Origin of the sequence: Ornithinimicrobium ciconiae (assembly GCF_007197575.1) — a bacterium.
In the GTDB taxonomy this organism is placed as follows: domain Bacteria; phylum Actinomycetota; class Actinomycetes; order Actinomycetales; family Dermatophilaceae; genus Ornithinicoccus; species Ornithinicoccus ciconiae.
Genome location: NZ_CP041616.1, coordinates 696,496 through 719,341, shown reverse-complemented (window position 1 = coordinate 719,341; position 22,846 = coordinate 696,496). Strand labels below are relative to the sequence as shown.

The 22,846-nt window shown below is 70.7% G+C and carries 29 protein-coding genes and 1 tRNA gene; 13 read left to right on the top strand and 17 right to left on the bottom strand.

Going from position 1 to position 22,846, the window contains the following annotated elements; translation table 11 throughout:
• Window positions 1-61: 61 nt before the first annotated feature.
• Window positions 62-577, bottom strand: a complete 516-nt coding sequence (locus FNH13_RS03275) for a tetratricopeptide repeat protein (protein WP_143782134.1) — start codon at window positions 575-577, stop codon at window positions 62-64.
• 38 nt (window positions 578-615) lie between these two features.
• Window positions 616-1,239, bottom strand: a complete 624-nt coding sequence (locus tag FNH13_RS03270; RefSeq protein ID WP_143782133.1) for a hypothetical protein — start codon at window positions 1,237-1,239, stop codon at window positions 616-618.
• Window positions 1,240-1,468: 229 nt separating this feature from the next.
• Between FNH13_RS03270 and FNH13_RS03265 the strand changes: the two genes are divergently transcribed.
• Both FNH13_RS03265 and FNH13_RS03260 read left to right on the top strand, forming a co-directional pair.
• Window positions 1,469-1,990 (top strand): DinB family protein, encoded by a 522-nt coding sequence (locus FNH13_RS03265; protein ID WP_143782132.1) that lies wholly within the window; start codon window positions 1,469-1,471, stop codon window positions 1,988-1,990.
• A gap of 58 nt (window positions 1,991-2,048) precedes the next feature.
• Complete coding sequence (locus tag FNH13_RS03260) at window positions 2,049-2,801, top strand: class I SAM-dependent methyltransferase (protein ID WP_143782131.1); 753 nt, start codon at window positions 2,049-2,051, stop codon at window positions 2,799-2,801.
• Here FNH13_RS03260 and FNH13_RS03255 read toward each other — a convergent pair.
• Window positions 2,782-3,804 (bottom strand): Rossmann-fold NAD(P)-binding domain-containing protein, encoded by a 1,023-nt coding sequence (locus FNH13_RS03255; RefSeq protein ID WP_143782130.1) that lies wholly within the window; start codon window positions 3,802-3,804, stop codon window positions 2,782-2,784. The genes FNH13_RS03260 and FNH13_RS03255 overlap by 20 nt on opposite strands.
• 222 nt (window positions 3,805-4,026) lie before the next feature.
• On the opposite strand from FNH13_RS03255, the gene FNH13_RS03250 reads away from it, so the two are divergent.
• From FNH13_RS03250 to FNH13_RS03220, 7 genes are all read left to right on the top strand, one after another.
• Entirely contained in the window at window positions 4,027-4,803 is a 777-nt protein-coding gene (locus FNH13_RS03250) for a class I SAM-dependent DNA methyltransferase (RefSeq protein WP_143782129.1), read from the top strand.
• 142 nt (window positions 4,804-4,945) lie between these two features.
• Window positions 4,946-5,416, top strand: coding sequence for a hemerythrin domain-containing protein (locus tag FNH13_RS03245; protein ID WP_143782128.1), 471 nt, complete (start codon window positions 4,946-4,948; stop codon window positions 5,414-5,416).
• A gap of 58 nt (window positions 5,417-5,474) precedes the next feature.
• A complete protein-coding gene (locus tag FNH13_RS03240) occupies window positions 5,475-6,020 on the top strand; it encodes a YdeI/OmpD-associated family protein (protein WP_143782127.1) in 546 nt (181 codons plus the stop codon).
• A 123-nt stretch (window positions 6,021-6,143) separates the two neighbouring features.
• Window positions 6,144-7,427 carry a threonine/serine exporter family protein gene (locus FNH13_RS03235; protein ID WP_143782126.1) on the top strand — a complete coding sequence of 428 codons (1,284 nt, stop codon included), beginning with the start codon at window positions 6,144-6,146 and terminating at the stop codon, window positions 7,425-7,427.
• Between the two features lie 126 nt (window positions 7,428-7,553).
• Entirely contained in the window at window positions 7,554-8,606 is a 1,053-nt protein-coding gene (locus tag FNH13_RS03230; RefSeq protein ID WP_143784919.1) for an NAD(P)-dependent alcohol dehydrogenase, read from the top strand.
• A 180-nt stretch (window positions 8,607-8,786) separates the two neighbouring features.
• Window positions 8,787-9,770 carry an iron-containing redox enzyme family protein gene (locus FNH13_RS03225; protein WP_143782125.1) on the top strand — a complete coding sequence of 328 codons (984 nt, stop codon included), beginning with the start codon at window positions 8,787-8,789 and terminating at the stop codon, window positions 9,768-9,770.
• The gene (locus FNH13_RS03220; RefSeq protein ID WP_228266566.1) at window positions 9,767-9,964 is read left to right on the top strand and encodes a CDGSH iron-sulfur domain-containing protein; all 198 of its coding nucleotides are present in this window, start codon (window positions 9,767-9,769) and stop codon (window positions 9,962-9,964) included. The genes FNH13_RS03225 and FNH13_RS03220 overlap by 4 nt, the downstream gene beginning before the upstream one ends.
• Before the next feature lie 37 nt (window positions 9,965-10,001).
• On the opposite strand, the gene FNH13_RS03215 is transcribed toward FNH13_RS03220, so the two are convergent.
• Window positions 10,002-10,622, bottom strand: a complete 621-nt coding sequence (locus tag FNH13_RS03215) for a methyltransferase (RefSeq protein WP_228266565.1) — start codon at window positions 10,620-10,622, stop codon at window positions 10,002-10,004.
• 124 nt (window positions 10,623-10,746) lie between these two features.
• On the opposite strand from FNH13_RS03215, the gene FNH13_RS03210 reads away from it, so the two are divergent.
• Window positions 10,747-11,613 carry an alpha/beta fold hydrolase gene (locus FNH13_RS03210; RefSeq protein ID WP_143782122.1) on the top strand — a complete coding sequence of 289 codons (867 nt, stop codon included), beginning with the start codon at window positions 10,747-10,749 and terminating at the stop codon, window positions 11,611-11,613.
• Between the two features lie 42 nt (window positions 11,614-11,655).
• On the opposite strand, the gene FNH13_RS19435 is transcribed toward FNH13_RS03210, so the two are convergent.
• From FNH13_RS19435 to FNH13_RS03185, 5 genes are all read right to left on the bottom strand, one after another.
• Complete coding sequence (locus FNH13_RS19435; protein WP_228266564.1) at window positions 11,656-12,231, bottom strand: helix-turn-helix transcriptional regulator; 576 nt, start codon at window positions 12,229-12,231, stop codon at window positions 11,656-11,658.
• A gap of 109 nt (window positions 12,232-12,340) precedes the next feature.
• Complete coding sequence (locus FNH13_RS03200) at window positions 12,341-12,739, bottom strand: type II toxin-antitoxin system VapC family toxin (RefSeq protein ID WP_143782121.1); 399 nt, start codon at window positions 12,737-12,739, stop codon at window positions 12,341-12,343.
• Window positions 12,736-12,981: a type II toxin-antitoxin system VapB family antitoxin gene (locus FNH13_RS03195; protein ID WP_228266749.1), complete on the bottom strand. Its 246-nt coding sequence runs from the start codon at window positions 12,979-12,981 to the stop codon at window positions 12,736-12,738. Before FNH13_RS03195 ends, FNH13_RS03200 begins: the two co-directional genes overlap by 4 nt.
• Before the next feature lie 98 nt (window positions 12,982-13,079).
• Window positions 13,080-13,169, bottom strand: a tRNA-Ser gene (locus FNH13_RS03190).
• 10 nt (window positions 13,170-13,179) lie between these two features.
• Window positions 13,180-13,665, bottom strand: a complete 486-nt coding sequence (locus FNH13_RS03185; protein ID WP_407669944.1) for a nucleoside deaminase — start codon at window positions 13,663-13,665, stop codon at window positions 13,180-13,182.
• A gap of 241 nt (window positions 13,666-13,906) precedes the next feature.
• Here FNH13_RS03185 and upp point away from each other — a divergent pair, with 241 nt between their 5' ends.
• Window positions 13,907-14,545 (top strand): uracil phosphoribosyltransferase, encoded by a 639-nt coding sequence (gene upp, locus FNH13_RS03180; RefSeq protein WP_143782119.1) that lies wholly within the window; start codon window positions 13,907-13,909, stop codon window positions 14,543-14,545.
• A gap of 308 nt (window positions 14,546-14,853) precedes the next feature.
• Here the strand turns inward: upp and FNH13_RS03175 are convergent, their stop codons facing one another.
• A complete protein-coding gene (locus FNH13_RS03175) occupies window positions 14,854-15,513 on the bottom strand; it encodes a LysE family translocator (protein WP_143782118.1) in 660 nt (219 codons plus the stop codon).
• A 192-nt stretch (window positions 15,514-15,705) separates the two neighbouring features.
• On the opposite strand from FNH13_RS03175, the gene FNH13_RS03170 reads away from it, so the two are divergent.
• Window positions 15,706-16,866 (top strand): pyridoxal phosphate-dependent aminotransferase, encoded by a 1,161-nt coding sequence (locus FNH13_RS03170; RefSeq protein WP_143782117.1) that lies wholly within the window; start codon window positions 15,706-15,708, stop codon window positions 16,864-16,866.
• Window positions 16,867-16,942: 76 nt separating this feature from the next.
• On the opposite strand, the gene FNH13_RS03165 is transcribed toward FNH13_RS03170, so the two are convergent.
• From FNH13_RS03165 to FNH13_RS03150, 4 genes are read right to left on the bottom strand one after another with little or no spacing between them, the layout of a single operon-like run.
• Window positions 16,943-17,470, bottom strand: coding sequence for a VanZ family protein (locus tag FNH13_RS03165; RefSeq protein ID WP_165700004.1), 528 nt, complete (start codon window positions 17,468-17,470; stop codon window positions 16,943-16,945).
• The gene (gene lhgO / locus FNH13_RS03160) at window positions 17,467-18,663 is read right to left on the bottom strand and encodes an L-2-hydroxyglutarate oxidase (protein WP_143782115.1); all 1,197 of its coding nucleotides are present in this window, start codon (window positions 18,661-18,663) and stop codon (window positions 17,467-17,469) included. Before lhgO ends, FNH13_RS03165 begins: the two co-directional genes overlap by 4 nt.
• A 47-nt stretch (window positions 18,664-18,710) precedes the next feature.
• Entirely contained in the window at window positions 18,711-19,805 is a 1,095-nt protein-coding gene (locus FNH13_RS03155) for a hypothetical protein (RefSeq protein WP_143782114.1), read from the bottom strand.
• Complete coding sequence (locus FNH13_RS03150) at window positions 19,798-20,292, bottom strand: RNA polymerase sigma factor (RefSeq protein WP_143782113.1); 495 nt, start codon at window positions 20,290-20,292, stop codon at window positions 19,798-19,800. Before FNH13_RS03150 ends, FNH13_RS03155 begins: the two co-directional genes overlap by 8 nt.
• 83 nt (window positions 20,293-20,375) lie before the next feature.
• Between FNH13_RS03150 and FNH13_RS03145 the strand changes: the two genes are divergently transcribed.
• Entirely contained in the window at window positions 20,376-21,248 is an 873-nt protein-coding gene (locus FNH13_RS03145; RefSeq protein WP_143782112.1) for an alpha/beta fold hydrolase, read from the top strand.
• On the opposite strand, the gene FNH13_RS03140 is transcribed toward FNH13_RS03145, so the two are convergent.
• From FNH13_RS03140 to FNH13_RS03130, 3 genes are all read right to left on the bottom strand, one after another.
• A complete protein-coding gene (locus FNH13_RS03140) occupies window positions 21,235-21,630 on the bottom strand; it encodes a type II toxin-antitoxin system VapC family toxin (RefSeq protein WP_143782111.1) in 396 nt (131 codons plus the stop codon). The two genes, FNH13_RS03145 and FNH13_RS03140, sit on opposite strands and share 14 nt — an antisense overlap.
• Complete coding sequence (locus tag FNH13_RS03135; RefSeq protein ID WP_143782110.1) at window positions 21,627-21,902, bottom strand: type II toxin-antitoxin system Phd/YefM family antitoxin; 276 nt, start codon at window positions 21,900-21,902, stop codon at window positions 21,627-21,629. The genes FNH13_RS03140 and FNH13_RS03135 overlap by 4 nt, the downstream gene beginning before the upstream one ends.
• Window positions 21,903-21,998: 96 nt before the next feature.
• Window positions 21,999-22,844, bottom strand: a complete 846-nt coding sequence (locus FNH13_RS03130) for an ECF transporter S component (RefSeq protein WP_228266561.1) — start codon at window positions 22,842-22,844, stop codon at window positions 21,999-22,001.
• Window positions 22,845-22,846 lie beyond the last annotated feature (2 nt).

Here is a 22,846-nt window from a genome sequence, read left to right as displayed (position 1 = left end):
GCACCTCCTCCCCTACTCAACGCGGGGAGGGTGCCGAAGGTTGGTGTCGAGGGGTGACGGGTTATCTCTCGGTCTCGAGGTGCCCGGCCGTGACGAGCTGCCGGGCACGCTCACACGCCTGGGCGCTGGAGGCGACCAGGTCGGCCGGCGCCCCGGCCGCGACCCGCATCGCGTGCGCCGTCTCGAACTCGGCGAGGGCCTCCTCGATCCGCCCGGCGGCCAGCAGCGACTTGCCGTGGTGCTGGCGCAGGACCGGCTCCCAGGGTGTGTCGGTGCACTCGGCCATCAGGTCGGCATACGTCTGCAGTGCGTCGTCCACGTCCCCCAGGTCGCGGGAGCAGTCGGCGAGCAGGGCGCACACCCGCACGGTGGGATCTGCCGTATGCAGCAGCTCACGTGCGCGGACCGGGTCACCCGACCAGAGGGCCTCGACGGCGTCGGCCAGCGGGTCCGTGTTCATCCCCTCTCGGAAGGCCGCCAGGTCGGTGATGCGTGGCAGCAGGCTCGCCCCGTCAAGGACCCAGCCGGGTCCACCCTCGACGGCGGCAGGTGGCACGGGAGCAGTGGGGAGCATCACAGGTGGCATGGTGCCACGCCCCGGCCCCGCAAAACCCCTCAGCCGCGCTCGAGGTGGGTGGCCACGTCGCGCAGGATCTCAGCCGGGCGGCTGACCGTGTCGTGCCTGGTCCCCTCGAGCAGCAAAGTCACGCCGTCCTGCACCAGCTGGCACCGCGAGACCCGCGTCTCCACCTCACCGCCACTGTCACGCCGCACCAGCTGGATTGGCTCGACGAGGCACTCCACCTCACCATCGCGCTCGACCCACTCCATCGGCGTCTCCAGGACCATCAGCTCGGCCATCGCGTCGCTGTCCCGGGAGCTCCACAGCGCCGGCGACTCGTCCGCCACGACCCAGATCGTGACGCGCTCCTCAAACTCATCATCGGAGTAGACCTGCACGTCCGTGGCCGCCTCCCCGCGGCTCATCGACAACAGCTCGGCCGTCTCGGCGAGCGCCTGCACCTGCCCCTCGATCGCCTCGCCTCTCACCTCCTCCTCCACGATCGTCTGGAGGCGCAGACCTGCTGCCGTCTCCGGCAGCGTCAGCGTGTCGGCGCCGGAGGCTCTCTCACCCGACCAGCCCAGGGCGACGAGGACTGCCACCGCCGCGGCTGCCCCGACAACCGCACCTCCCCCCGCTGCCAACCAGGTCCTGCTGCCCGCAGTGTCCGTGCCCATCGTTGCGCTCCCTCGTCGTTGCCGGTCGGCGTCGTTGCCGGTCGGCGTCGTTGCCGATCTGCCGTTGCCCATCTGCCGTTGCCCATCTGCCGTTGCCCATCTGCCGTGGCGCGGCCCATCATTCCTGCTCCTGCGACGGCGCATGCCCCTGCCGGGTTCCCGCACCACGTCACCGGCGTGGCGCAAAACCTGGTGCCGCGCCACGACCTGGTCCGTACATTGGACGCCCATGACTGACAACGCCTTTGCCACCAACCGTCAGGACCCACCGCACTCCGGGCCGGAGCGAGCCATCCTCGAGGGCTTCCTCGACTTCCACCGCGACACGCTGCTGCGCAAGTGCGAGGGGCTCTCGGACGAGCAGCTCAAGACCCGCTCGTGCGAGCCGTCGACGCTGACCCTGCTGGGCCTGGTGCGCCACCTCGCCGAGGTCGAGGCGTGGTTCAACAACGACCTGACCGACGGCCAGATCCCCGGGATCTACTGGAGCAAGGCCGACCCTGACGGTGACTTCGACAATGTCGCCGACGCCGTGGTGGCCGACGACCTCGCGACCTATCGCGGCACCGTCGAGCGCTCGCGTGCCTTCGCGGGTGGCGTCACCGACCTCGACACGGTCCTGACGCGCAGCAGCTCCGGGAACGACATCACGCTGCGATGGATCTATGTCCACATGATCGAGGAGTATGCGCGCCACAACGGTCACGCGGACCTCCTCCGTCAGCGGATCGACGGCGCTACCGGCGAGTGAGCTGCCCCGTCACGCGGGCTCGCCGGGCGAGTTGGCGAGCGGACGGCATACTCCCCTGATGCGGTCGTTCGAGGAGTTGGTGGCAGAGGCGGAGGCAGCCGACGTCTCGGGATGGGGCTTTGGCTGGCTGGCGGGGCGGGCGACGGAGGAGCGTCCCCCGTGGGGGTATGCCGCGCGCCAGGCTCAGCGTCTGGCGTCCGCCTCCTCCGCGCTGGACCTGGACACCGGTGGCGGTGAGGTGCTCGACGAGACGCCGACCCTCCCGCCGCGGATGGTGGCGACCGAGGCGTGGCCGCCCAACCTGGCCCGGGCCCGGGCACGCCTCGGGCCACGTGGCGTCGAAGTGGTGGACACCTCTGCGGCGCAAGGGATTCCACTGCCGGACCGCTCGTTTGAGCTGGTCACCTCGCGGCACCCGATCGCGCATGACTGGCCCGAGATCCACCGGGTGCTGGTCGACGGCGGGACCTATCTGGCCCAGCACGTCGGACCCGGGTCCGCAGCCGAGCTGATCGCCCACTTCGTGGCGCCGGAGGTGTGGGACCGCCCCAGTGGTCGTGACCCGGGGGTGGAGTCCGCCGCGGCCGAGGCGGCCGGCCTGACCGTGGTCGCGCTGCGGACCGCGCGGTGTCGGATGGAGTTCCACGACATCGGGGCGGTCGTGTGGATCCTGCGCAAGTGCGTGTGGTGGGTGCCCGACTTCAGCGTCGAGCGCTATCGCTCGGTGCTGCTCGAGCTGGATGCCCAGCTGCGCGCGGGGCAGCCCGTGGTGGCCCACTCCACGCGGCACCTCATCGAGGCCAGGCGCTGAGACAGGCGTCCTCGGCAGCCAGGTCCGGCCCCTCGACGTCCAGCCACCCGGGCAGCGCCCACGTGCCGTCCGGTTCCCGCCGGGCGAGCGAGCGCAACCAGTCGAGCTCGGCCACGGCTCCGTCGGCGAACGAGGTCACCGGCACCCCCAGCGTTCGGGCCGCCGCGGTGTCCAGCACCATGTCGAGCGTCCACGGCAGACGGCCCACTGACTCCGCACAGTGGCCGCCGTCGACCTCCACCAGCTCCAGGTCGCCCCCGGCGAGCTCGGCCGCCTCGCGGAGCAGTTCACGAGCAGGTCGTGGATCCCCATCGGCCACGTTGAGCACCCGCTCACCCGGGCGGCCCGCGCACGCCAGGACGGTGCGTGCCAGCGCCTCGGTCGAGGTGGTCGACTCCACCACCCCACCGCGCACGACCGGCATCGCGGTGCGCCCGGCCAGCACCCGCGCGAGCACACCCCACAGGCGTGGTTGCCGCACCCCGGCACCGTGGATCTTGCTCGGCCGCAGCACCGAGACCCGCTGTCCCTCGGACCGGAGCACCCGCTCCGCCTCGGCCTTGTTGGCGCCATAACCCTCCGCCGAGCGGAACTCCTGGCCCGCATAGGCCATCGTCGGCTGCCCCTCCGCGACCGCCCCCTCCCAGTCCGGTGCCTCGGGTGAGTTGAGGTGGCGGCCGTGCCGGTCGGCATACACCGCCTTGGCGGACAGCATCACGGTGGAGGCGCACCGGCGGGACCACCGAGCCAGCTCCTGCGCCTGCTGCGGCGTGTAGCACTGTCCGTCCACCAGCAGGCCGACCCCGTCCCCGACCAGCGCCGAGGTCGCCTGGGCATCGGACCGGTCCGCGACCACCATGCGTATGCCGAGACCCGCCCAGTGCTGCGGCGTCGCCGAGGCGTCGCGCCCGGTGACCGTGACCTGCCAGCCGTCCATGGCGAGCAGTTCCGCTGTGCGGCGCAGGGTGCCGGTGCCGCCGAGCAGCAGGGCGGTGTCGGGCATGGGGGGTCCTTCCGGAGCGGTCGTCCTGGGCACCCCACCGTAGGGGCAGTCGACTCGAGGGAAAACCCACCGTCTGGCAGCCGACTGTAGGGGGGCCCACCGTCTGGGGTGCAGAACCGGTCACCGGTGACCGGTTCTGCACCCCACAGGTCAACGGCCGTGTCCTGGGCGGCGCCAGAAACTGGTGGCCGCGGGGCACCCCGCCCGACAGGATGGTGCGCCATGGACCTCACCGCACTGGACGACCTCTCACAGGACGAGCTGTGGGACGCCCGGGCTGCCGCGGCATACGACACCCCGGGCACCGGCATGTTTGCTGCGGAGGTGCTCGGGCCGACCGTCGACCGACTGGCCGAGCTCGCGGATGACGGTGCGGCGCTGGAGTTTGCCATCGGGACCGGCCGGGTGGCGATCCCGCTGGCCGAGCGTGGGGTGCCGGTCACGGGCATCGAGTCCTCCGCAGCGATGATCGAGCGGCTCCGGGACAAGGTCGACGAGCGGGCACTGCCGGTCGTCCAGGGTGACATGGCCACGACCCGTGTCGAGGGCGAGTTCTCCCTGGCCTTCCTGGTGTTCAACACGATCGCCAACCTGCTGACGCAGGAGGAACAGGTCGAGTGCTTCCGCAACGCGGCGGCCCACCTACGCCCCGGTGGCCGGTTCGTGATCGAGCTGTGGGTGCCGGACCTGCGTGGCACCTCCCGGGCTGCTCCGGCGCAGGTGTTCACGGTCGCGGACGGCTATGTCGGGCTGGACGCGGTCGACATGGTCAACCAGCGCGTGGTCTCACACCACTTCCGGTTTGACCGAGACCCTGCCGACCGGCGGCGCGCCACGCTCGGCCGCACACCGCACCGCTATATCTGGCCCGCGGAGCTGGACCTGATGGCACGCCTGGCCGGGATGGAACTGGAGTCCCGGCACGCCGACTGGTCGGGAGGAGAGTTCACTGCGGAGTCCGGCTCGCACGTGTCCGTCTATCGCCTGGTCGACGCCTAGCGGAAGATCCTTCCTCTGGCCGGTGACTACACCCCCATTAGGCTGGGTCGCAGCGTCGCGTGTCGGTGGCAGATCAGTGCCAGACATGGAGGCGCCGGACACGAAGGAGCGACGATGATGACGTCACCCCTTCGCCCGCAGCGTGGCTGAGGGCGAGAAGACCAGGCTGGTCGCCTGGAGCCGAGAGCTGCGCGCCGTGCACGAGCGGCTGCGCGAGGCACTGCACCTGACCCGGGAGGCGTTGGCCGACGGGACCCCCGCTGAGGAGGGGAGCAGGGACCTGCTGCTGTTCTGCCACGGGTTCTGCACGGCGCTGACCGGGCACCACGAGGGCGAGGACCGCCGACTGTTCCCGGCCATCGCTGCTGCCCGCCCCGAGCTCGCCGACACCCTGCGCTCTCTGGAGCAGGACCACTCGATGATGAACCACCTCATCGGTGGGCTCCAGCAGGCGGTGGACCGTGCCGCGCCCCGGACCGAACTCGAACTGCACCTCGACGGCCTCGGGGCGATCATGGAGTCGCACTTTGCCTATGAGGAGCGGCAACTGCTGGGCGTGCTCGAGGCGCTGCAGCTGGACGACGACCCACGGGAGGTGCTGGGTCCACTGTGAGGCCACCCACGCCGGAGGCACACACGACCGGGGCGGACTCGGCACTACCGTGGTCACTATGAGCATCACCTTCACCGGCCGCGTGCAGCAGATCGGCGACCGCCTCATCGTCCCGCTGCCGCAGGACGCCAGCGCGGCGCTGCCCTCGCGCGGCCAGGTCGCAGTCAACGGGGAGGTCGCGGTCGACGGGGAGGCCGATGGTCACGCCTTCTCCACCGTGCTCGAGCCAGATGGTCGCAGGGGTCACTGGATCGCGGTCGACGAGAACCTGCGGGAGACCTTGTCCCTTGAGGAGGGGCGCACCATCACCGGTGCGCTCAGCCCGACCAGGTCCTGGCCCGAGCCGGTCCTGCCCGACGACCTCGAGTCAGCACTGGACGACGCCCCGGACCTCAGCGAGACCTGGACGAGTCTCACCCCGATGGCACGGTGGGAGTGGGTGCGCTGGGTCAACGCGACGCGCAACCCGCAGACCCGCGAGCGCCGCGTCGAGGTCAGCATCTCCAAGCTGCGCGACGGCAAGCGTCGACCGTGCTGCTTCGACCTGTCCTCGTGCACCGATCCCGAGCTGTCCAAGAGCGGCAAACTCATCGACGCGGGCTGATCTGCAGCCGGAGGGTGACACGAGCCGGAAGGTGACCCGCAAACAGAGGCGATCCGCAGCCAGGGGACTGATTGGCGGCCGGGCGCCCTGTCGGCCTGGGACCAGCTGCGCGACAATGGCATCGTGCCCGAGGAACCCCCCGAGCGGCGGACCCGCCGACTGCTGGCCTGGCTCGGCTGTGCGCTCCTGGCCGGAGGTATGCCGGTCCACGAGGTCGAGGAGGATCTCCTGGAGGTCGCCGCGCACCTGGGGCACCCGCGCGCCCAGGTGGCGTGCTCCCCCACCAGCACGACAGTGGCCCTGGCCTCGGGCAGGTCGGCGACCTTTGAGCGGGTCGAGGGCGGGGTGCGACTGGACCAGCTCGCCGAGGCCTCGGTGCTGCAGGCGGGGCTGCGCACCGGCGCGATCCCTGTCGAGGACGCCCTGGACCGACTGGCGACCCTGAGGGCACAACCCCACCGTTATCCGCGCGGCGGCCTGCTCGCCGGGGGCATCCTGGCTGGCGTCGGGATCGCCCTGGTCCTCGCGCCGAGTTGGGCGTCCGTGCTCTTCGGTGCCCTGATCGCCCCCTGGACGGTCCTGCTCATGATCCTCGCTCGGCACAGCCTGCTGGTCCGCACGCTGATGCCGTTCTTCGCCGCCTTCATCGCGGCCCTGATCGTCTTTCTCGCAGCCCAGCAGGGACTGCTGGAGTCGCCCCTGTGGACCATGGTCGCGCCGATCGCGGTGCTGCTGCCGGGCGCGGTCATCGTCACCGGCCTGACCGAGCTGGCCGCCGGGTCGATCGTCGCCGGGACCGCACGGCTCGGGCACGGGACGACGCAACTGCTGCTGTTTGCGCTCGGCCTGGGAGCCGCTGTCGTGCTGCTGCGCGTCCCCGTCGAGGACCTGGACCCGGCCCGCCCGGACGGCCTGGGCTGGTGGGGACCAATGGTCGGCGTCGTCGTGGTCACGATCGCCATCTCGCTCATGGAGTCGGTCTCGATCTCGATGGTGCCCTGGCTGCTGGTCACGATCCTGGCGACCTTCCTGGCGTTGACCGCAGGCAACACGGTCTCCGACGCGCCCTGGCTCGGGGCCTTCCTGGGCGCAGCCGCCGCGAGCCTGGTCTCGACCGTCGTGGAGTTCCTGCGACCCCAGGTGCCCCGCGTGATCGCCTTCCTGCCCAGCTTCTGGCTGCTCGTTCCCGGCTCGCTCGGGCTGGTCTCCCTGACCCGCGTCGAGGTCGAGCCGGAGGCCGCGATCAGCGCGGTCGGCAGCGTCACCATCGTCGTCGCAGCCATCGCCCTGGGCATCATCGTCGGCGCCGCCCTGGCCCGACCGCTGCGCTCGGCCGCCCGGCGGATCGGCCTGCTCCCGCTGCTGCAGTCCTGGCAGGCGAGCAGGCGACGCTCCTCCGCAGGCTGAGCACACGGCATACGACAAACCCGACCCCACGTTCCCCTTGTGCGGCAACGGATCCCCCACCAGACTGAGTGCGCAGTCCCCACAATCCTCATGTCGCGGCGTCAAAGGAGACCCCCAGTGAGCACCATGAAAGCGTTCATCATGCCCGAGGTCGGAAAGACCGACATCGTCGACAAGCCGATCCCCGAGCCTGGTCCCGACGAGGTCATCGTCAAGACGACGCACGCGCTGATCTGCACCTCGGACCTGCACACGGTCAAGGGCGCGCTGCCCGTCGAGCCGGGTGTCACCCTCGGGCACGAGTCGATCGGGGTGGTCCACGCCATCGGCAGCAACGTCACGGGGTTCACCGAGGGCCAGCGGGTGGCGGTCAACGCCGTCACGCCGTGCTTCCAGTGCCGCTACTGCCAGTCCGGATACACCAGCCAGTGCGGCGGGCCGTTGGGCGGTTACCAGTACACCGCCCAGCGTGACGGCAACATGTCCGAGTACTTCATGGTGCCCCACGCGATGGCCAACCTGGCCCCGATCCCGGACGACGTCAGCAACGAGGCCGCGGTCTATGCCTGCGACATGCTCTCGACCGGCATCATGGGCGCCGAGCACTGCTATCTGACCATCGGCGACTCGGTCGCAGTCTTCGCCCTCGGAGCGGTGGGGCTGTCGGCCGTCCTGGGCGCCACCATGCTCGGTGCCGGCCGGATCTATGCGGTGGACTCGGTGCCCAAGCGCCAGGAGCTGGCCCGGGCCTTTGGCGCGACGGACATCATTGACTTCACCCAGGGTGACGCGGTCGAGCAGATCATGGAGGCGACCGGCGGCGAGGGCGTCGACGCGGCGATCGAGGCCTTCGGCTTCCCGCAAACTTGGGAGTCCTGCATTCGGGTGACCAAGGCCGGCGGTCGGATCTCCAACATCGGCTACCACGGTGAGAACCCCGAGCCGCTCCAGGTGCCACTGGATGCCTTCGGCCTCGGCATGGCCGACAAGTCGATCCACACCGGCCTGTGCCCCGGCGGCAACGACCGGATGCAGCGCATCTTTGCCCTGATCGGCGCGGGCCGCTTCGACCCGACGCTGATGACCACCCACACCTTCGGCTTCGACGACGTGGGTGAGGGCTTCCGGCTGATGGAGGCCAAGGAGGACGGCATCATCAAGCCGCTCATCACCTTCTGAGCCTTGCCAGGACCAGGGAGCCCCGTGACCTTCTGAGCCTTGCCAGGACCAGGGAGCCCCGTGCTCCCTGGTCCTGCGCCGGGGGCCGGGGTCTCGGACCGCTCAGTCGGGGACACGGCCGGCCACTCCCTGGTCCCACGCCAGGGAGCGTGCGGGCTGCCTGCGGGTGAGACTGGGCGCATGACCACGGTGTCCGGGATCCGTCCCGCCACGTTGCCCAGCCCCCGCGGCCCGCTCAGTGAGCAGGTCATGACCGCGCTGCGCACCGATCCCAGTCGGCTGGACCCAACTCCGGCCCAGAAGGACGAGGCGGACGCTGTGGACGCCGCCCTGACCCTGTGGGTGCTGCACGAGCTGTCCTACCGCGGCTTCGGGGACGTCTCGCCCGAAGCCGAGTGGGAGCCGTCCGTCCTGGCGGTGCGCCGCCGGCTGCAGCAGGACCTGGAGGCCCGCCTGCGGAGCCGCTGGGCCGGTCACCCGTTCTCCGCCGACTCTTTCGCGGACGACCTCATGGCCTTCATCGAGAGTGACGACGGCCCGTCCGTCGCGTCCTATGTGCACACCAGCGCCACGGCCGAGCAGGTGCTCGAGCTGCTGCGGTGGCGCTCGATCTATCACCTCAAGGAGTCCGACCCCTCGAGCTGGACGCTCCCCCGTCTGACGTCGGCGCCCAAGGCAGCCCTGGCCGAGCTGCAGTATGACGAGTACGGCTCGGGGCGTCCCGACCGGCTGCACGCCCACCTCTTTGCGCGGGCGATGGAGTCACTGGGCCTGGACACCAGCTATGGCGCCTATCTCGACGAGTGCCCCCTGGAGGTGCTCGAGATGAACAACGTGATGACCCTCTTCGGCCTCGACGGCCGTCTGCGCGGAGCGTCCATGGGTCACCTCGCCGCGTTCGAGGTGACCAGCTCGGTGCCCAGCAGCCGTCTGGTGCGGGGGCTGCAGAGGCTGGGGATGGGCGAGGAGATCATCGACTACTACGCCGAGCACGTGGTGGCCGACTCGGTGCACGACCAGATCGCCGTCCGCCTGATCTGTGGCGCCCTCGCCGCGGACGAGCCCGACCAGGCGGACGACATCTTCTTCGGAGCGTTCACCTGCCTGGACCAGGAGGCACGGTTCGCGCGGGCGATCCTGGGACGGTGGGGGGTCGCCGCGTGAGCACCGAGCAGACCCTGGTGTGCCCCGGCGGCCCGCTGCTGGTGCGCGGCGCGCACACCTACACCGATGAGGAGGGTGTGGAGCATCCGGTGGACCGTCCGGTCGTCGCCGTGTGCCGCTGCGGTTTCTCGGGCCGGCTGCCGTGGTGCGACAGCACCCACAAGCGGCTCCCGCCCGACAAGCGCCCCGTCTGAGCGGCCCGTCTGAGCGACCCGACTGAGCAGCCCGGGGTCACAGCAGGCGGCGCAGCCCGGCGAGCACGCCGCGCTCTCCGTCGCGCACCTCGGTCACCCGCAAGCCGTATGCCGCCGCGTCCAGCGCCTCGACCTGCCCCCGGTCTCCCAGCTGCAGGACCGCAGTCCCCTCGCGGTGCAGGTGCCGCTGCGCCACCTGTGCGCAGCACCGGGCCACCGTCAGCCCATCGCCCCCACCGTCAATGGCGAGCAGTGGGTCATCCGGAAAGCGCGACGTCTGCGCGGTGGGCACCCAGGGCGGGTCAGCGATGATCACCGAGAAGACCTCGCCCTTCTCGAGCGCCGCACTCATGTCCCCGGTGCGCACCTCGAGCCAGTTGGACAACCCCGCAGCAGCGGCATTTGTCCTCGTCAGCGCGGCCGCCGCGGGGTTGAGGTCCACCGCCACGAGCTGCCGTCTCTCCTGCGCGGGGGTGGCGGCGGTGGCGAGGAGACCGATGTGTCCGGCACCGCAGCACAGCTCCAGCACCCGGCCCGGCGGGGCTGTGCGCATCAGCGCTGCGGCCCACTGCGATTGGTCGGCGGTCCAGGGTCGGGGCTCCAGCACCCGCTCGTCATAGGTGATCCGCAGACCGGAGAAGTCGATCGTCGGCGTCACCATTCAACGCTAACCGCGACCCCTCACCGGCGCCGCCGGTGAGGGTGGGGAGAGGTGCGTGACGGCATACTGGCCGTCCAGTGCCGACCCACCGCAATCCGGCACCCGACCCGGAGGTCGCCTGTTGCCCAGCTGGCAGGCCCGCGCGGTCTCGCGCTATCTGCGCGTCACCCGCAAGCGCCGATATCGCACGCCCGAGGACGGCGAGCGCTCGCTCGCCCACGCCCTGCCCGAGGCGCCCCCGGTCAGGTCCCTGGCGGGCCGGGTCAGCGCCGAGCGTATGGCGGGTGCCACCGTCCACCGCGTCGCTCCCGCGGGCGGCGCTCCCGACGGCGGTGGTCCGCTGATCTACTGGCACGGCGGAGCCTTCGTCAACGGCGTCGCCCGGCAGCACTGGCAGCTGATCGACCACCTCACGCGCGCCACCCGTCGGGACGTGCTGGTCCCGCAGTATGGGTTGGCGCCGACCCACGACCTCGGCGATGCCCTGCCCCTGCTCGCGGCCGTGCTGGAGGCTGTCCCCGACGATCTGCCGGTGCACGTCCTGGGCGACTCGGCCGGCGGGACCCTCGCGCTCCTGCAGACCCAGCGCCACCCGGGTCGGGTCGCCGGCCTCACCCTGATCGCGCCGTGGCTCGACCTGTCGATGAGCAACCCCGCCGTTGACGCCCTCGAGCCGCACGACCCGTGGCTCACCCGGGCGGGTCTGCGGCCGGCCGCACGCGCGTGGGCCGGCGGCCGGGACCTGCGCCACCTCGACGTCAGTCCCCTCTTCGGCGACCTCGAGCGGCTGCCACCGACGCTGGTGCTGGTCGGCAACCGCGACATCTGCCTGCCTGACTGCGAACTCCTCGCCGCGCGGGCTCCCGCGGCTGTCACGCTGCGGGTCGGTGTGGGTCTGCCCCACGTCTATCCGCTCCTGCCCATCCCGGAGGCACGTCCCGCACGAGCCGAGATCGTGCAGCACACCGAGGACACGCTGTCGTGGTGACCTTCGCTGCAGGAGACCCTCGACTTCTTCGTGAGCTGAGCTTCAGGCGGTGTTCGTTCTTCGGGTCAACACCGTCATGGCACCGGCCCGGCTGGACACTCCCAGCTTCTGGTAGGAGTGCTCCAGGTGTTTGCGCACGGTGGCCTCGGAGATGCCCAGGTCACGCCCGATCTGGCGGTTGGTCAGGCCCAGGGCCACGTGGCGCAGGACGGCTGCCTCACGGCCCGTCACTGTCGGCATACTCTCGGCTTCTGTCGGTCGGACCGTCGCCATGACCAGATGTGTCAGATGCGGCAGGAGGAGCTCCATCAGGGACAGTTCGCGGTGCCCGAATGGGGAGCCCGCCTCCCTGGCCAGCAGGAGTCGTGCGCTCCGGCCTTCGCGTGTCGGATAGCCGACGAGGAGCTCGTCCACCCCTGGCCGGTAGTCACGCAGCGGGTCCGACAACCTCTCGCGCTCAGTGTAGGCCGACCGGTCCGAGACCACGACTGCCGCGCCGCGCCGTTCCGGCAGGCTGCAGATGGCGGTCCAGTACCCGGGCCAGAACTCCCGTTGGCTGCGACGGTCGGCTGCACTGCCCCTGACCCGGGCAGCGTCGTTTCCTTCGGTCCGAATCACCCCTATGCAGAGTGAGCCGGTTGGCACCGGAGGTGCCGCGGCAGGATCCTCACGCAGCGAGACCCCCAGTCCGGGGAACCGGAGCTGGGGGTTTCGTACAAGCCGGACCCTACGGATCCAGGGCGTTCGGCACGCCAGCAGCCGCAAAGTCCGTGCCCTTGAAGAGCACGGGCTCTCCCGTGGTCCGGTGTAGGGCATATGCGAAACAGTCCCCCAGGTTGAGCCTGGCGGGATGGCCGCTGCCTCTCCCGAAGTCGATGTAGGCCTGGCGCGCGAGGGCGGCCTGATCCTGGTCGAACGACACCACCTCGACCCCCGCCAGATCGAGCAGGTCGTCCAGTCTGCGCCGCTGCTGGGGTGCGGTGCGGCTGTCGAGAACTGTCGTGGCCTCACAGAGCGTGGCGGCCGAGATGCGGGCCGGCTTGATAGTGACCAGAGCGCGCAGCAGCGGATCGGCGTCGGCCCCGCCGGTCAGGATCGACACAAGCGCCGAGGTGTCCACGATCACCGAGGAAGTCCTGCCTCGTCATACAACTCGTCCTGCGCGGCGCGGATCCGCAGCCGGTCCTCGTCCTTGAGGTCCGCCTGGAAGTCCGCCACCAACCGCTGAGCAGTGGCCAGCACGTCACTGTCTTCAGCCCCGAGGGCGGCCAGCCGGCGGGCCACGGCATCCTCGACGGCACTGGTCTGAGACTGACCGGTGCGGCGCGCAAGCTCGCGGACGAGCTCGTGAGTGCGCGGGTTCTTGATGTTGGGGCATGAAACCGGCCCCCGACCGCTACGGGTCAGGGGCCAGCTCCGAAACTGACTTTCGTCAACATCAGGCCGTCGGTTTCAATGACAGCCCATGGCGGTGGCGGTGGGATTTGAACCCACGGTGGACTTGCGCCCACACGCGCTTTCGAGGCGCGCTCCTTAGGCCGCTCGGACACGCCACCGCCAGGCAGGTTACCCGAGTCGGTGGGGACCGAAGAAATCGACCAGCAGCGCAGCGCACTCGTCCTCCAGGACGCCACCGACCACCTCCGGCCGGTGCAGCGCTCTCCGGTCGCGCGGCAGGTCCCACACGGAACCGCACGCTCCGGCCTTGGGGTCCCAGGCTCCGAAGACGATGCGCGAGAGCCGTGCCAGCACCGCTGCGCCGGCGCACATGGCACAAGGCTCCAGCGTCACCACGAGCGTGCAGCCCTCGAGCCGCCAGGCACCGACGGCCGCGCCCGCCTCCCGCAGCGCCACCACCTCGGCGTGCCCGGTCGGGTCGTGCAGCACCTCCCGGACGTTGAAGCCACGACCGATCAGCACACCCTCCGGAGAGAGCACCAGCGCACCGATCGGCACGTCACCTCCCTGCTCGGCCCCGACGGCGAGGTCGAGAGCCTGACGCATCCAGCCGGCATACTCCCCGGTGCCCCAGGGGGTGATGGGCGGCGTCATGCGCTCAGCCGGGCGAGCCCGGCAGGTCTCACCGGGGCAAAGCATGGGTCAACTGGGGATCCGGTCATGTCATCTCCTCAAGCCGTCGGGTCCACCCTGCCAGGCGCGACGATCTTTGGGGTGCAGGACCGGTCACCCGTGACCGGTCCTGCACCCCAGTGACGGAGTGCGCGCTGGTGACCCTCCCGCTGAAGGCCGCATCCACTCGTCCCGGCACCACCTCACCGGGTAGGTTCGCCCTATGCGCGTCCACGTTGCCGACCACCCGCTGATCGCCCACAAGCTCACCTATCTGCGGGACAAGCGGACCGATACCCCGACGTTCCGGCGCCTGGCGGACGAGCTGGTGACGCTGCTGGCCTATGAGGCGACGCGGGAGGTGAGGGTGACGCCCTTCGACATCGAGACCCCTGTGGGACCCACGACCGGCATCCACCTCGCGACCCCCAAGCCACTGGTCGTGCCGATCCTGCGCGCCGGGCTCGGCATGCTCGACGGCATGATGCGGATGCTCCCGACGGCCGAGGTCGGCTTCCTCGGCATGGTCCGCAACGAGGAGACCCTCGAGGCGCACACCTACACCAACCGGTTGCCCGACGACCTGTCCAACCGCCAGTGCTACGTCCTGGACCCGATGCTCGCGACCGGCGGCACTCTCGCTGCGGCGGTGCACTTCCTCGCCGAGCGTGGCGCCCACGACATCACGGCGATCACCCTGCTCAGCGCCCCCGAGGGCATCGAGCGGCTGGAGCGGGAGCTGGCCGAGGTCGCCGCACCCGTCACTCTGGTCACCGGTGCCATCGACGAGCGGCTCAACGAGCACGGCTACATCGTGCCCGGGCTGGGCGACGCCGGGGACCGCCTCTACGGCATCGTCTAGGGCGTATGCCGAATCACCAGCGGCCGGGACCGGGCTGACTCAGGCAGTGTGGGACGCCTCGGACAGGGCGGTCACGGCACCGGTCCGATTGAGCACGCCAAGCTTGGGGAAGGAGTGCTCGAGGTGCTTGCGCACGGTCGCTCGTTGATGCATGAGGCCGCTCCTTGATCGGAGACGCGTAGCCGACTGTGGATGCTTGAGACCCTGTCGACACCCCAAAAGCGCTGATCGTGGCGAGCACGTATGCCGGCGGCACCGGCCCCTGACGCCCGCACCTTGGGAGTCGGTGGGCCGATCGGTGGGGATCGCTAGTTGCGCACGACGATCGAGACACCCAGCCCCACCATCATCGTGCCGCCGGCAGCGCCCAGCTGGTCCAGCCGCTTGGGGGTGCGCGCGAGCCAGGTGCGGGCCCGGCCGGCGACGAGCGCCCAGATGCTGTCCGAGCAGACCGCCAACGCTCCGAAGGCCAGGCCCAGCAAGGCGGTCTGCGCGGCCACGTGACCCGCCGCGGCGTTGGTGAACTGCGGAAGGAAGGCGATGAAGAACAGGACCGTCTTGGGGTTGGTCAGGCCGACCAGGAAGCCGATCCGCAGGGAGGCGCTCGCCGCAGGTCTGGCCACCGTGGCACCCCCTCCACTGAGCGCAGCGACCTCGTCCTCCATGGCTGCGCGAGCGTCCGCGCGGTGCCGGATGGCCTGGATCCCCAGCCAGACGACATAAGCCCCGCCCACCACCTTGACCACCGTGAAGGCGCTCGCGCTGGCCGCGAGGATCGCGCCAAGCCCGAGGGCGACCGTGAGCGCCTGGACGACCAGGCCGGTGCCGTTGCCGACGACAGACAGCAGCGCCTCACGCCGCCCGACGGTGAGCGCGCGACCGATGGTGAACAGCAGGCTGGGTCCAGGGACCTGGATGAACAGGATCGACGCGATGAGGAAGGCGATCCACTGGCTCGAGGTGGGCACGGGGACAGTGTGCACTCCCGGGGCTCACCAGGGCAATGGGCCGCAACGCCGTGCCTCTGGTGACGCTGGAGAGCAACAGGTCACGCTGGAGAGAGCAACAGGGCGCGCTCGGACGGAGAGGGTGCTGGGTCGGGGAGCGCGCTCAGTCGGGGGGCGCGCTCGGTCGGGAGAGCGGGCGGATAGGTTGCCGTCATGGCGCAACCTTCCTCCCGCAGCAATGTCGAGCCCTTCCACGTCATGGAGGTGCTCGCCGCCGCCGCCGAGCGCCAGCGCACGCACGGTGACGCGATCTTCCTCTGCGCCGGGCAGCCGTCGACGCCGGCCCCGCAGGCCGTGCGCGACGCGGCCGTGAGCGCCCTGACAGGTGAGGTGCTGGGCTACACGGAGGCGACCGGCATCCTCCCGCTGCGCCAGGCCATCGCCGACCACCACCGCGACTGGTATGACATCGAGGTCGACCCCGCCGACGTCATCGTGATGACCGGCAGCTCCGGGGCGTTCACCTCGCTCTTCCTCGCCGCCTTCGAGGCCGGGGACCAGGTGGCGATGTCGCGACCGGGCTATCCGGCATACCGCAACACCCTCGCGGCGCTCGGGTGCGAGGTGATCGAGCTCGACTGCGGACCGGAGACGCGCTATCAGCCGACCGTGGAGATGCTGCGTGCCCTGCCGGAGCCGCCGAAGGGACTGATCGTGGCGAGTCCGGCCAACCCGACCGGCACGATCATCGACGCCGAGGAGCTCGCCGCGATCGCGCGGTGGTGCGAGGAAGTCGGGTGCTTGCTGATCAGCGACGAGATCTATCACGGGGTCACCTATGGTCGCCCAGTCGCCAGCGCCTGGCAGACCAGCCGTGAGGCGGTGGTGGTCGGGTCGGTCAGCAAGTACTTCTCGATGACCGGCTGGCGCCTGGGGTGGGCGATCGTGCCGCCGTGGTTGCGCCGCCCGATGGAGGTGCTGACCGGCAACCTCAACATCTGCCCGCCGGCGATCACGCAGTATGCCGCGCTGGCCGCCTTCTCCCCCGAGGCCAGGGCGGAGCTGGAGGGCCACGTCGCCCGGTATGCCGCCAACCGGGACCTGCTGCTGCGTCGCCTCCCCGAGCTGGGGCTGGGTTCCTTCGCTCCGCCGGACGGGGCGTTCTATGCGTGGTGCGACATCTCGCATCTGACCGACGACTCGCTCCGCTGGTGCCAGGACGTCCTCGCCGCGACCGGGGTCGCGCTCACGCCGGGCGTGGACTTCGACACGGTGCACGGCCGGCAGTGGATGCGGCTCAGCTTTGCCGGCGCGACCGCCGAGATTGATGAGGCGCTGGACCGGCTGGACGCCTCCGGCCTGCTCCGCCCCTGAGCGATGCGACGCAATGTGCGCGAAGCGACGTCCTGGCGCGCACATCGCGCACGAAATGTCGCATCGGTGTATGACGTCACGCGGGATTAAAACCAAACCCGCCACTACGCGCGCGGCGACGGCGCGCCAGCGCCAGCACGACCAGTCCGCCGAGCGCCGCGCCGACGAAGGCGCCGGTGGTGTTCATCAGCAGGTCGACAGGATCGGCGACCCGGGCGCTGAGCAGCGCGAACTGGGTCAGCTCGATGCCAGCCGAGAGGCACAGCCCCAGCAGACCGGCCAGCCACCACCTCGACGGCCGCAGCAGCAGCGCGACGAGGAAGCCGAGCGGGACGAAGACGGCGGCGTTGGCGGCGGCCTCGACATAGCCATAGCGGAAGCTCTCGGGTGCCCCGTGATCCGTCAACCAGTCGACGAGGTCCTGGACCTGGCTGCGCACCGGGTCATCGACCGAGGTGAGCCACAGGCCGATCGCGCCGAGCACCACCAGATAGAGGACGAGGGCTGCCCAGACCACCCGCCTCCCGCGGGGTGAGATAGCCCCGGAGGAGCTCTCCGGTGACCTCTCGGCTGAGCCCTCGGCTGACCTCTCGGTCACACTCACGGCCCGAGCACCTTCAAGACCTCCCGGCCGACCATCTCCCCGATCGGGATCGCCGATGTCGCGGCAGGTGACGGCGCGTTGCACACGTGGATCTGGCGGGCGGCGCTGCGCAGCAGGAAGTCCTCGACCGAGCGGCCGTCCCGGGTGATCGCCTGGGCCCGGATGCCCGCCGGATAGGGCAGCAGGTCCTCGACCGTGAGCGAGGGGGCGTACTTCTGCACCCGTCGCAGATAGCCCGAGCGGAACGCCGAGTCGCGCAGCTCCGCCAGGCCCGTCCTCAGGTTGGCGCGCCCGAAGCGCCATATCCCCGGGAAGCTGGCGTATGACGCGACGTCCCGCAGGCGGACCGCTCCCCTGGGATAGCCCTCGCGGGAGAGACCGAGAACAGCGTTGGGGCCCACCGTGATCCGCCCGTCGATGGTGGGTGAGAGGTGCACGCCGAGGAAGGGCAGGTCGGGATCGGGCACCGGATAGATCAGGTGGGAGACCAGGTCCGCCTTCGTCGCGGGGAGCTGGTAGTACTCCCCGCGGAAGGGAACGATGCGGAAGTCGACGTCGAGCCCACCCAGCCGGGCGACCCGGTCCGCCTGGAGCCCGGCGCAGGCGACCAGGGCTCGGGCGCGGAGTGCACCGGTGTCGGACTCCACGCGCACCGCCGACGCCTCCTCCGCGATGGCCCGGACCTCCGCGCGGGTGACGACCCGGCCCCCGGCTGCGACGATCCCCGCGGCCAGAGCGCGCGCGACCTGACGGAAGTCCACCACCCCGGTCGCCGGTGACAGCAGCGCCTCCAGACCGTTGACGTGGGGCTCGAGCTCGCGCAGCCTCGCCCCGTCCACCGGCTCGAGCTCGATCCCGTTCTGGGCGGCCCGCTCCCCCAGCGCCCGCAGCCGCTCGACCTCAAGCTCGTCGGTGGCGACGACCAGCTTGCCGGGCACGGCATACGGGATGTCGTGCTCCTCGCAGAAGGCCTTGGTCGCCGCCTCCCCAGCCCGGCACAGTCGTGCCTTGAGGGAGCCGGGGGCGTAGTAGATGCCCGCGTGGATGACGCCGGAGTTGTGGCCGGTCTGCGCGGTGGCGACGTCGTCGGCCTTGTCGAGGACCGTGACGGACAGGCCCGGCCGGGCGCGCAGCAGAGCCCGGGCGGTGGCCAGGCCCACGATGCCCGCACCGATGACAACGACGTCCTCCATGCCGCTCCCTCTCTCAGGGAGAGTGTGGCAGCCTCTGGCGGCCGGGGTCAGTCGAACGGCGTGTCCTGGACGACGAAGATGCCATCGACGGGGGTTTCCTGGCACACCGAGGTCCAGTGCTCGTCCTCCGCAGCGCCGCCGCCCCCGCCCCAGGAGATCGGTTCACCCTCCTGCGCCATGGCGGCGGAGGAGCCGTCGCCGAAGTACGAATAGACCAGAGGCGGGTCATCCGTCCCGGGATCCTGGAAGCCCTCGGCGTTGGGGAAGACCAGACCGGTCACCACGCCATCGGTCTCGACGAACGGGCAGCCCTCGTCGGAGAACTGCACGACGCCCTCGATCAGGGCGTCCTGCCGTGCTCCCTGCGGGTCGAAGTCAAAGGTCGGCACGTCGAACCAACCGGCCTCCTCCCGCGTCGTGGGCACCGTGGGCAGATCGTCACGCCGCTCGGGCGCCTCGGTCAGCGGTTGGTGCGCGGCGATGTCGTTGACATAGACGGCGTCCCGCCCGGGAGTGTCACCGCACAGGCTCTCCCACGCCTCTGCCAGGTCGCCGGTCATCGGCTCCTGCCAGCCCCCGGCATACTCCATCGTCTGTCCCTCGGTGGCATAGACGCGGCCCTGCGCATCAACCACACCCCGTGCCCCGTTGTCGTAGGTGACCCCGGTCGCGTTGGGCAGGAACAGCGGCGTCGCGCTCTCCCCGAAGAGCAGCATCGGGCACCCGGCGTCGGTGAACGCCAGCGCCCCGGCCACCTGGGCCGCGTCGCCGCCACCCTCGTCCCACGCGAAGGTAGGCACCTCGAAGGTCTCAACGATCGGCCCGCCGGTGGGCTGCTCGGCCGGCCCGACGTCACCGTCCGTGGCGGGCAGGCTCGCCCAGATGATCGCGCCGGCCACGGCCGCGGCGGCAGCCAGGCCGCCCGCGATCAGCCAGGGGCGTCGGCGACGGGCGGCTGCGCGGCTGTGCAGGTCCTCCAGCGGAGGGGGCTGTATGCCGTCACTCGCCCGGGCGGCCTCGTCCCGCAGGAGGGTGGCGAGCAGGGCGTCGGTGTGGTCATGCTCGGTGTCGCCACCGGTGTGGTCAGGCTCGGTGTGGTCAGGCTCGGTGGGGTCAGGCTGCGTGTGGTCGCGCTCAGACATCGTCGACCTCCAGGGTGAGTGCGGTGGCCAGGGCAGACCTGGCGCGGGAGAGGCGGGACTTGACCGTGCCCTCGGCGACGGCGAGTTCGGTCGCGATCCGGGCGATCGGCAGGTCGTGCAGATAGTGCAGGACGACGGCCTCGCGGTGGCCCTCAGGCAGGTCCTTGAGCGCCGCGAGCAGGCTGAGCCGGTCGGCGGCGTGGACACCCTCGGGCTGGGGCGGCTCGGGCAACTCATCGAGGGCGAAGGTGCGCTTGTCGTGGCGGCGCCGGTTGAGCCAGATCCGCCAGGCCACGGTGCGCAGCCAACCGTCCGGGCTGTCATAGGAGCGGATCTGGTCCCAGCGCGGGATCAGCCGGACGAACGCTTCCTGGGCGACCTCACCCGCGTCGGCGCCGGGCACGCCCATGACCCGCAGCGTGCCGACGAGCCGCCGGTACGCGAGCGGGTAGTAGTCGGCGAGGCCGACGTCGGGCTCCAGTCCCATGTCAGATACACCCCTCCACAGTGTCAAAGGTTCCCTGGAGCGTAGGGCCGATGAATACTGGAGGCACAGGAGGTCGACACACAATGACGACCACGACCCACACCCTCGCCACTGACGGCGCTGAGATCACCTACGACGTGCACGGCTCGCTGCCCTCCGCCGACGGTCAACCGCCGTTGATGATGGTCGGCCAGCCGATGGACGCCAGCGGCTTCGCGGCGCTGGCCGCCGAGTTCTCGGACCGCACCGTCGTGACCTATGACCCGCGCGGCATGGGTCGCAGCACCCGCTCCGACGGCCAGGTCAGCAACGAGCCCGAGGTGCAGACCGGGGACGTGCACGCCGTGATCGAGGCGCTGGACGCCGGCCCCGTCGACCTCTTCGCCAGCAGCGGTGGCGCGGTGACAGCACTGGCGCTCGTGACGGCATACCCGTTGGACGTGCGCACCCTCGTCGCGCACGAGCCACCGCTGGTCGGCGCCCTCCCCGACGCGGAGGCAGCCCAGCGGGCGACCACAGGGTTCCAGCAGGCCTATCAGGACAACGGTTGGGGCGCGGGCATGGCGGCCTTCATCGCGATGACCTCATGGCCGGGCGAGTTCACGGACGCGTACTTCGCGCAGCCCTCGCCGGACCCCGCACAGTTCGGCCTCCCGACCGAGGACGACGGCTCACGCGACGACCCGCTGCTCAGCGACCGGTCGGTGGCGGTCACCGCCTACCAGCTCGACGGGGCGGCGCTGCAGGGCGCGCCCACCCGGATCGTGCTGGCGCACGGAGTGGAGTCGGCCGACGTCATGACCGGGCGCGCCGCCCAGGCCGTTGCCGGACTGCTCGGCCAGGAGTCGGTGGAGTTCCCCAGCCACCATGGCGGCTTCGGCGCACCGGACGGCCAGTGGCCAGGTCAGGCTCCCGAGTTTGCGGTGCGGCTGCGGGAGGTGCTCAGCGGGGCGTGATCACCGGCAACCCAAGGTGTCGCGCCGCCTCGGCCTGCCGCTCGTCGTAGGTCACGACCCCCACCAGATCGTCACCCAGCTCCAGGGCCGTCATCAGGTGCAGCGCGGCCAGGCTGCGCAGGGAGGGTGGCCCGAGTGTCCCTGCACCCTGGGTGATCCGGGTCAGGAGGGGCACCAGCACCAGGGCATCCAGCACGGCCCGGGCCTCGCTCCCGCGTGGCGGATCACACCGTCCGGCCTGACGCATCACCTCGGTGCGGGCCAGGTCACTGGATACGAGGTCACCGTCGTGGGTCGTCCACAACCGGTGCATGGCCGCCGTGTGCTCCTCCTCGGCCACCAGCTTGCACAAGGCGGAGGAGTCGACATAGAGCGCGCTCACCGCAACCGCTCCTCGCGGTCAGCCTCCAGCGACTGACTCAGGCTCGGTGCATCGTCGGGGAGTGGCGCGGGCAGGGGCACGTCCGCCGCCGACGCTCGCGGCTCCCGCACCAGCCCCTGCTCGCGCAGCGCCTGCAACCCGTTGGGCGTGCGTGGTCCGATCTGGGCCACCGGCCGCCCCCGGTCCGTGATCGTGATCGTCTCCCCCGCGGCTGCCCGTGCGACGACGGCAGACGCGCTCTGCCGGAGCTCTCTGATTCCCACCGTGCTCATCCTGACGCACCTCCTATGTGCTACAAGGTAGCACCAGGGATACCTGTGGATAACTCACTCAGGGGTGGAATTCAGGGGTGGAACTCAGGGTGCCACTCAGGGGTGGGTCGTCGAAGACGTGAGACTGGTTGCCTCAGCCGTACCACCAGGTCGGGTGGTTGCCGAGCGTGCACCAGTGTCACGTCTCCCGAAGGTCCCCCGCACCCCGAACGACGCCCGCCGGCTCGCCCGCCGCAGGGTGGTCAGCAGTGCCGGGCCGAGGACGACGATGAGCAGGGCGTTGGTGACGGCGCGGCCGGTGTCCCAGCCCAGCGTCGAAGTGAACAGGGTGAACACCAGGAAGCGGTGCAGGTTGTCGAGCACGGGCGCGCCGGGCTCATAGGCCAGCGAGCCCTCGATGCCGGAGACCGACGCACCGGTGACGAACGGCCAGAACCACATGTTCATCAGGGCCCCGAAGGTGTAGGCGACCAGGACGCCATACACCGCCAGCATCGCGATCTCGGCCTTGCCGCTGATGCGTCGCGGCAGCAAACCGGCCCCCAGCCCGATCCAGGCCGCGCACAGCATCTGGAACGGCAGCCATGGGCCCACACCGGCAGTGAGCAGCGCGGAGGCAAACATCGAGGTGCAGCCGAGCACGAACCCGAAGCCCGGTCCGAAGACCCGCCCGGCCAGCACCATCAGGAAGAAGATGACCTCGATCCCCATCGTGCCCGCCCCCAGCGGGCGCAGCGCGGCGTTGATCGCCGAGAGCACGCCGAGCATCGCCAGGGCCTTAGAGTCCATCCCGCCCTCGCTGATCTCGGCGAGGACGATGAGGACCAGCGCGGGCAGCACGGCCATGAAGACGAAGGGTGCGTCGACGGTGTGCTGCACCACGGTCGGCTGCGCGGGGATCCACAACGGCCACAGGAACATGGCGAGTCCGGCGAGCGACACCA